Here is a 9002-nt window from a genome sequence, read left to right as displayed (position 1 = left end):
CTACAATAATTTAAAGCCGGTATTTTCACATAACCCTACACTATTTTAGAGCGCCCTAACTTTTACGCTTCTGTTTTTTCTTCTTCTGTTTTAGGTTTTGGAAGTAAAGCTTTTGCACTTACATTGATACGACCCTTATTGTCGATTTCTGTAACCTTAACATCGATGATATCGCCAAGTTTTAACACGTCTTCTACTTTATCTACACGGTGGTGAGAAATCTTAGAAATGTGTAATAAACCATCTGTATTACCAAACAAGTTCACGAAAGCACCGAATTTTTCAAGACGAACAACTTTAGCTGCATATACATCTCCAACTTTGGCAACACGTACGATGTCACTAATCATTTGTTTCGCCTTTTCGATTGTATCGTAATCATTGTGGTAGATGACTACTTTTCCATCATCATCAATATCAATTTTTACATTGTCACATTGTGCAATGATTTCGTTGATCATTTTTCCACCAGGTCCGATTACATCTTTAATCTTATCTGGATCAATGTTCATCATCGCAATCTTAGGTGCATATGGACTCAATTGTTCTCTTGGACTTGAGATACATGCCAACATGTTATCTAAGATTTCTAAACGTGCCTTGTGAGCTTGTGCCAATGCTTCTTCGAAGATATTTTTAGTAATACCTGTTACTTTGATATCCATCTGTAAAGCTGTGATACCATTTTTCGTTCCGGCAACCTTAAAGTCCATATCTCCAAAGTGATCTTCCATACCTTGGATATCTGTTAAAACAGTATATTTACCTGAATTATCATCCATGATCAATCCCATCGCAATTCCCGCAACAGGTGCTTTGATTGGAACACCAGCAGCCATTAAAGACATTGTTCCTGCACAAATACTTGCCTGAGAACTAGATCCGTTACTTTCCATAACATCCGCTACTGTACGAATTGTATATGGGAATTCATCTACACTTGGTAACACTTGAGCTAAAGCTCTTTCACCTAAGGCACCATGGCCAATTTCACGACGTCCTGGATTTCCCATACGTCCAGTTTCACCAACACAATATGGTGGGAAGTTATAGTGGTGCATGAAACGTTTTGAATCGACAACAGTTAAGTCATCGATAATCTGGTTGTCATTTAATGCACCCAATGTAGTTGTAGATAATACCTGTGTTTCTCCACGCGTAAATAAAGCCGAACCATGAACACGAGGAAGTAAATCCACTTGTGAGTTCAATGGACGGATTTCATCGATTTGACGGCCATCTGGACGTACTTTGTCTTCAATGATCAAACGACGTACTTCGTCTGCTTCAATACCACGACAGATTTCACGAGCTTGTTTCACCGCATTGTTTTGATCTTTTTCAGATTCATATTCTTTGTTTGCGATCATTTGGGCTGCTTCATCTGTTAAATCATCAATTTTTCCGTAACGCTCTAATTTTTCTTTAATCGATACAGCTGCACGAATTTGTGCTTCAAAGTTTGCACGAACTTCACTATTGATTGTTTCATCTACAGCATACAATTCAATTTCACGTTTTTCTTTACCACAAGCGGCTACGATTTCTTCTTGGAATGCACATAATTTTTTGATTTGTTCATGTCCAAACATCAATGCCGCAAGCATATCTTCTTCGCTAACTTCTTTAGCACCAGCTTCAACCATGTTTAAAGCTTGTGCAGTACCCGCAACAGTTAAATCGATATCACTTTCTTCCATTTGAGCCACTGTAGGGTTGGCAACCAATTCTCCATTGATACGTCCAACTTTAACACCTGCGATTGGTCCATTGAATGGAATATCTGAAATACATAATGCCAATGAAGCACCAAACATAGCTGCCATTTCAGGACTTGCATCTTGATCTACACTTAATACCGTGTTGACAACCTGTACTTCATTACGGAATCCTTCCGCAAATAAAGGGCGGATTGGACGGTCGATCATACGCGCTGTTAATGTCGCATGTTCGCTTGGTCTTCCTTCACGACGTAAAAATCCTCCTGGAATTTTTCCAACAGAATATAATTTTTCTTCAAAACTTACTGTCAAAGGGAAAAAGTCAATCCCTTCTTTTGCCTGGTTTGATGCACATGCAGTTGATAAAGTCACCGTATCTCCATAACGGATAATAACGGCTCCATCAGCCTGTTTTGCGATTTCACCAGTTTCTACTGTGATCCCCCGACCACAAAAATCTAAATGAAACTCTTGTTTCGCCATTTTTTCACCTCAATCATACTTTTATATTCTATCAAATAAATGCATAAAAAAAAAGTAATCTTTTCGATTACTTTCTTAAACCTAATTTAGCGATCAATGCTTTGTAACGGTCTAAATCTTTACCCTTCAAGTAAGCTAACAATTTTTTACGACGACCAACTTTTTTCATCAATCCACGTTGTGAGTGGTAATCGTGTTTGTGTTCTTTGAAGTGTTCAGTTAAACGGTTGATTTCTTCAGTCAATACAGCGATTTGAACTTCAGGAGAACCTGTGTCACCTTCGTGTACTGCATACTCTTGCATAATTGCTTGTTTTTCAGATTTTAATAACATTTTTCTTCCTCCATGTATATTAGTCCTTTTCTACCGAGCGAAAGGTTGGAAGTTTCCAGACTCTCAGTACAAAAGCTATTAAATGATATCATTCTATCATCATAAAATCAACTAGAATCGTATTTAATATTTCAAGTCCAGCATCATTTAAATAGATACATTCCCCTTCAAAACAAAAATACTCATGATACGTATCTAATACAGTGGCATAATGATTTTTAAAATCATTCTGATATTTCAAATTCCATTCTCTTATATTCAATCCAAACTTTGTACGCAACGCCATCATGATCGCATCCATACCTCGTTCAGATAGTGGTTCAGGAATATATGTAGAACAAGGACCCTCCAAACAATACTGCTTTAAACTTGTCGTATTATCATAACGAATGCCATCAATTCTTCCACTTGCGCCACAGCCAAAGCCATAGAAGTCTTTATCTTGCCAATAGGCTAAATTGTGTTTGGAATAATAGCCTGGCTTACAAAAGCTAGAAATCTCATAATGAATATACCCAGCTGCTTCAAGTGTTTTCGTAATGTATTCAAACATATCCGCTTCAAGATCTGGATCACAAGACTTTACGCCTGTCTTTCCAAATATTGAATTTTCTTCAACCTGTAAAGAATAGATGGATAAGTGTGGTATAGCTAAACTTAAAAATGTGGAAATATCTCTTTTCACATCTTCCATTGTTTGATTTGGAAGTCCAAAAATTAAATCAATGGAGAAATTATGAATTCCACTTTCTTGAATCCATCGAATCACTTTCTTAGCCTGATTGGATGTATGTCTTCTTCGACAGACTTTTAATAGATCATCATCAAAGCTTTGTACACCCAAACTAATACGGTTGACTCCCAAAGAAACATAAGATGCTAGTTTTTCTTCATCTAAGGATTCGGGATTGCATTCTACAGTAAATTCATCAATACTTGATGGAAAGCAATTTCTTATCGATGCAAAATCATCCAAACTCAATACACTTGGTGTGCCCCCACCAAAATAAAGAGTATGAAGATTTGAAATCTTATACTCTTGAATTTCTTGTATTAACTTTTCTTTCCAACTTGAAAAGAATTGTTCATTTTTTTGAATACGGACAAAATCACAATACGCACATATCGAATCACAGAACGGAATATGTACATAGGCTGATGGTACCATTAGTCGTCATCCATACTTAAAACGGCCATGAAGGCTTCTTGAGGAATCTCTACCGATCCAACCATCTTCATACGTTTCTTTCCTTCTTTTTGTTTCTCTAACAATTTCTTTTTACGCGAGATATCTCCGCCATAACATTTTGCCAATACGTTTTTACGCAATGCCTTAATGTTTGTACGTGCAATGATCTTTCCACCAATGGCTGCCTGCACAGGAATTTCAAATTGCTGCTTAGGAATCAAGTCTTTTAATTTTACGGCCATCGCATTACCGCGGTTGTACGCAAAATCTCTAAAGACAATCGTAGATAGGGCATCGACGATCTGTCCATTTAATAAAATATCCATCTTTACTAGACTGCTTGTACGGTATCCACTAAATTCATAGTCAAAACTAGCATATCCTTTTGTACAAGATTTCATCTTATCAAAGAAATCATAAATAATTTCACTTAATGGCATTTGGTAAACCATCATCATACGAACATCATCTAAAACTTGAAGGTCTACATATTCACCACGTTTTTTCTGACAAAGATCCATCATCGGACCCACAAATTCTTTTGGCACCATGATGTCACACTTCACATATGGTTCCTCAATATGATCCACTTTTTGAGGTTCTGGTAAAGCCGATGGGTTATCAATTTCTTCCATAGTACCATCTGTTTTATAGACATGATAAATTACGGAAGGACTTGTTGCGATCAAACTAAGATTGTATTCACGCTCTAAACGCTCTTCAACTACGTCCATATGTAATAAGCCTAAGAATCCGCATCGGAATCCAAACCCTAAAGCTTGTGATGTTTCCGGTTCATAGTGTAGAGCCGCATCGTTTAATTTTAATTTGGACAATGCTTCTTTTAAGTCGTCATAACGCGCATTGTCTACAGGATACAAACCACAATATACCATTGGATGCATTTCACGATATCCAGATAGTGGCTCACTTGCAGGATTGGATGCAACTGTAATCGTATCACCGACACGAACATCTTCAATGTTTTTAATGGCTGCACTGACCCATCCTACATCTCCACAGTTCAACTGGTCTTCCACAACTTCTTTTGGTGTACGAACACCCACTTCTGTGACTTCATATTCAGCGCCGGTTGCCATAAAGCGAATCTTATCTTTTGGTTTGATTGTTCCATTCTTTACCGATACAAACGCAATGATTCCACGATAGGAATCATAGAAAGAGTCAAAGACTAAAGCTTGTGTTGGTGCTTCTTTATCCCCTTTTGGACTTGGTAATTTATGCACGATTTCTTCTAGCACTTTATCCACATTCAATCCCGATTTAGCACTGATTTCAACCGCTTCACTACAATCTAATCCAATCAAGTCTTCAATTTCTTTTTTTACAACTTCCGGTTGGGCACTAGGAAGATCCACCTTATTTAATACAGGCAAGATTTCCAAGTCGTTTTCTAATGCCAAATATACATTAGCTAAAGTCTGTGCTTGTACGCCTTGAGCTGCATCGACAACTAAGATAGCCCCATCACAAGCCGCTAAAGAGCGAGACACTTCATATGTAAAGTCGACATGGCCTGGTGTATCAATAAGATGGAACAAATAGTCTTGTCCATTTTTGGCATGATATACAAGCTGTACGGCATTTAATTTAATGGTGATACCACGCTCTCTTTCTAGATCCATTGAATCTAGAATCTGATCTTTCATTTCACGCTTTTCTACCGTATCTGTAAGTTCTAAGATACGATCGGCTAACGTACTTTTTCCGTGGTCAATATGTGCAATGATGCAAAAATTTCGAACATTCTTTTGATCCATAGATTTCCCCCTACTCTACAATATTTCCTACTAAGTTACGACCCTGTCCATTAAAGAAGCTTGCACAATCCATGACTGGCTTTCCTTCCATTTGACAAGTTTCAATCACAAGTGTACCTGTATGAAGTCCAATACCTAGCTTGTTTTTACCAATCTTGACTAAAGAGGCAAACGAATTCTCTTCATTTAAATAACTTGCCTTTAAGATTTTAAATTTCTTTCCTTTTAATAATACATAAGCACCTGGTGCATCTGAAAAAGCACGAATTTGATTCAAGATGTGTTCATCATCCTGATTTAAATCAATATGCTCTTCTTCTTTGGATAAGACAGGAGAGAATACAACTTGACTCTCATCTTGTTCGACATAGACCGCCTTACCTGAACAAATCTCTTCAAAATGAGAAAGCAATAATTCTCCAGCACAAATGGCCATTTTATCAAATAAAGATGTAGAATTGTCTTCAGGCAATATTTCAATTTCCTTTTGAGCTAAAACAGGTCCCGCATCCATTTTAGGTGCCATTTTCATCAATGACATTCCACTTACTTTATCACCATTCCAAATAGCTCTTTGGATAGGGGCTCCCCCTCTATATTTAGGAAGCAAAGAACCGTGAAGGTTCACACAACCATACTTTGGAAGATCCAAGACTTCCTTAGGAACAATTTGTCCATAAGCACATGTCACAATTAAATCAGGGGCAAAATCAAGAATCGTTTGATAGTCTGACTTAATTTTAACAGGCTGAAATACAGGAATGTCATATTCTAAAGCCACTTCTTTGACTTCTGAATAGACTAGCTGTTGTTTTCTACCCTTTTTCTTATCCGGCTGTGTTACCACCAAGCCTACATGTATATCGTTTTCTAACATTGTTTTTAATACGACACTAGCAATTTTGGGTGTTCCCATAAAAATAATGCGTCTATTTTCCATAATATCACTCCAATACTAGAGTATTATAGCGTATTTTTTTGAAGTTGTGTTGCAATAAATCAGAAATTTTGCTATAATCCATTTGCAATTTATGTCAGGAGGTGCACTTCATGCCACAGATTAAATCTCAAAAGAAACGTGTTAAAACAAATAACAAGGCTCACAAATTAGTCGTATCTAAAAAATCAGCATTGAAATCAAGTATTAAAGCTGTATTAGCAGCTGTTGATGCTAAAGATAAAGAAGCTGCTGTAGCAGCTTACAACGACTGTAGTTCAAAATTGGACAAAGCCGTAGCTAAAGGTATTCACCACAAAAACTACGCTAGCCGTCAAAAAGCACGTTTAGCAAAAGCTATTAACGAAATCGCGTAATGAAGGATTAAGAAGTCATATGACTTCTTTTTTTGTACCCTGTCTCAATCGGATGATCTTTTTTATTTTCTATCAAAAGAGTGATCTTTACCGCAAAAGATCATTCTTTATCTTTTAAACATTAGCTTTATCGACATGCAGTTAATACACTTGAGTAATTTACATCACATCAACATATCATCCATGATATTATCTATTTTTTCTCTTTCAATACTATTCTCTAAATACGATATTTTTTTCTTAAATAAATGCTTTGTGCTTCAAGAACCTTATCTCAGCAAAAACGGAAACATGATTTATAAAAGTCAATCTGCTTCTGATACGCAGGTACAAAACTATTAACGCCGCTCCAATGGCTTGGCACAAGTTTTAATTGTTTAAAAGTATCATAATCTTGGTTTGTATCAATAAATGCTTTGATAGCAATAATTCTTATATCATCATCCAGTTCGCATTTACCTTCAAATATATCTTTGATACAATCATTAAATGCATTATCTTCTACAATTAACTTTATCCATTGTTATTGCCTCTGGCTGGCAGCAGAACTATTATCCTCTCTATTCACCAACAACTCTTTGAATATATTCCCAAACGTCCATATATACAAATCTTCTTTCAACAGATTGTAAAGTATTGACACAAAATCTAAATCGCCCTTAAATAATTCATTCAATTTTTCTAACAAATATGTTCAAATATCAAATAGATTCGATAAATAAGATCCAATAATTAGTGGATTAGAACTATAATTTAAAACAAAATATAAGCATATTTTTCTATATATATCAGGCTCAATGCTTAGAAATTTATCCAACACCTTTATATTTCTATACTTAGCAACTTTTTCAACATTCGCGACATCATCTTTTAAAAAAATTATAAACTCATGCAACATGTTTTCATTCACTTTTTATTCTGGCAATGTATCAAAGAAAATATAACGCCAATACATCTTTTGAGGAAATTGAGCTTCTTTAACGGACTCAAAAAATTGTTATGAATCAGTTTTCCTATTCAACACATGTAATATTTTTGTAGGATGAACATCTAGATTAGGACCACATCTCATAAACTCGTCTAAGAATACTTTTAATTTTTCTACATCAAACTGATTAACAATAAGATTAATTCCTTCGTTACTATAAAAATCATTCCGATTTTTGGTTATATCAGTAAATAAGTGATTTGCTGTTTGTACAAAATTTTTAATTTTTGATGTGGAAAGACTTTTTCTATATTGTTTTATCGCTTCTTTTCTAGTTTCATCATATTCCATATTTGAATTTTGATAATTGAATGTAAGTAATTGATGCAGTTCCCATAAATCTCCATGCAACATTGAGTCCCATTTTTCATCGATTGAAAGACTAAGTTTATTTATGTTATTAGACAAACAATTAATCAATTCAAAAAAAATCAATATCATCACAACATATCTCTGAGAGCAACTTTTCAACATATTCACAATATCCCTTTACTAATTCAATATCGACATCTCCATAAAGGTGGTTTGCGTAATCATATAAAAAATTCATAACTCTCTTTTTTAATAATTTATTATTCGCTAAGATCAACATTATATCCCAACAAACGCTTCGATATTCTTTCAATCCTTCAGAATATGTGACATTGAAATTGCAAAATTTTATTGTATTGTTTCTGCCCATTTCAATTGGTTGAAAGTTAAAGCCCAACGAATATGAAGCCATTTCAAACCAACTATCATTGCGATTTGATTCCCATTCTCAATAGCACTTGCTAAATATTTAGATATTACTACTTCTGTATAATAATCAAAATTAGCAGATTCTACATCAATTCCATAATTGTTTTCAAGCCATGAACAACCACATTTAAGAAACACTTCACTTTTTATGCAATATTCTAAAAGTAGATCCATTACATAATTTAAATAGTTACTGTTATGATATCCAGTCAAAAAATTTAAACCATCTCTATCCAATGATCCTTCGTAAATTTTGAAATCAACACTGGGAGGATTGAAATTTCCCTCCTTTAAATTTTGAAGTTTACTTTTTAAGAACATATAACTATTGGCTTAACAGATACATTGGTGACTTGTTAACATAGCTGACATTAATGATGTCTATTTAAGACTTATTGTATAGGTGTAAACGAAAGAGAGACTACACTTATGACAAGAACTTCAAAATATT

8 protein-coding genes are annotated in these 9002 nt (G+C 35.0%); 1 reads left to right on the top strand and 7 read right to left on the bottom strand.

The genetic code is table 11. From position 1 onward, the window contains the following. Nucleotides 1-62: 62 nt before the first annotated feature. From pnp to fmt, 5 genes are all read right to left on the bottom strand, one after another. A complete protein-coding gene (gene pnp, locus LJE08_RS11845; RefSeq protein WP_217255781.1) occupies nt 63-2204 on the bottom strand; it encodes a polyribonucleotide nucleotidyltransferase in 2142 nt (713 codons plus the stop codon). Nucleotides 2205-2271: 67 nt separating this feature from the next. After that, complete coding sequence (gene rpsO, locus LJE08_RS11840) at nt 2272-2538, bottom strand: 30S ribosomal protein S15 (protein ID WP_117923787.1); 267 nt, start codon at nt 2536-2538, stop codon at nt 2272-2274. A gap of 88 nt (nt 2539-2626) precedes the next feature. Next, a complete protein-coding gene (hemW, locus tag LJE08_RS11835) occupies nt 2627-3706 on the bottom strand; it encodes a radical SAM family heme chaperone HemW (RefSeq protein WP_227403332.1) in 1080 nt (359 codons plus the stop codon). Next, the gene (gene lepA, locus LJE08_RS11830; protein WP_117923783.1) at nt 3706-5508 is read right to left on the bottom strand and encodes a translation elongation factor 4; all 1803 of its coding nucleotides are present in this window, start codon (nt 5506-5508) and stop codon (nt 3706-3708) included. The genes hemW and lepA overlap by 1 nt, the downstream gene beginning before the upstream one ends. Nucleotides 5509-5518: 10 nt before the next feature. Beyond that, nucleotides 5519-6448: a methionyl-tRNA formyltransferase gene (fmt, locus tag LJE08_RS11825; protein ID WP_227403331.1), complete on the bottom strand. Its 930-nt coding sequence runs from the start codon at nt 6446-6448 to the stop codon at nt 5519-5521. 110 nt (nt 6449-6558) lie between these two features. Between fmt and rpsT the strand changes: the two genes are divergently transcribed. Further along, nucleotides 6559-6822, top strand: coding sequence for a 30S ribosomal protein S20 (rpsT, locus tag LJE08_RS11820; protein WP_003864936.1), 264 nt, complete (start codon nt 6559-6561; stop codon nt 6820-6822). A gap of 997 nt (nt 6823-7819) precedes the next feature. Here rpsT and LJE08_RS11815 read toward each other — a convergent pair. Beyond that, nucleotides 7820-8101, bottom strand: a complete 282-nt coding sequence (locus tag LJE08_RS11815) for a hypothetical protein (RefSeq protein ID WP_147346753.1) — start codon at nt 8099-8101, stop codon at nt 7820-7822. Between the two features lie 369 nt (nt 8102-8470). Then, complete coding sequence (locus LJE08_RS11810; protein WP_227403330.1) at nt 8471-8872, bottom strand: hypothetical protein; 402 nt, start codon at nt 8870-8872, stop codon at nt 8471-8473. Between the last annotated feature and the right edge of the window lie 130 nt (nt 8873-9002).

It is taken from the genome of Holdemanella sp. DFI.5.55 (assembly GCF_020593575.1).
Classification (GTDB): Bacteria; Bacillota_I; Bacilli_A; order Erysipelotrichales; family Erysipelotrichaceae; genus Holdemanella; species Holdemanella hominis.
This window is presented reverse-complemented; position numbering and strand designations above follow the sequence as displayed.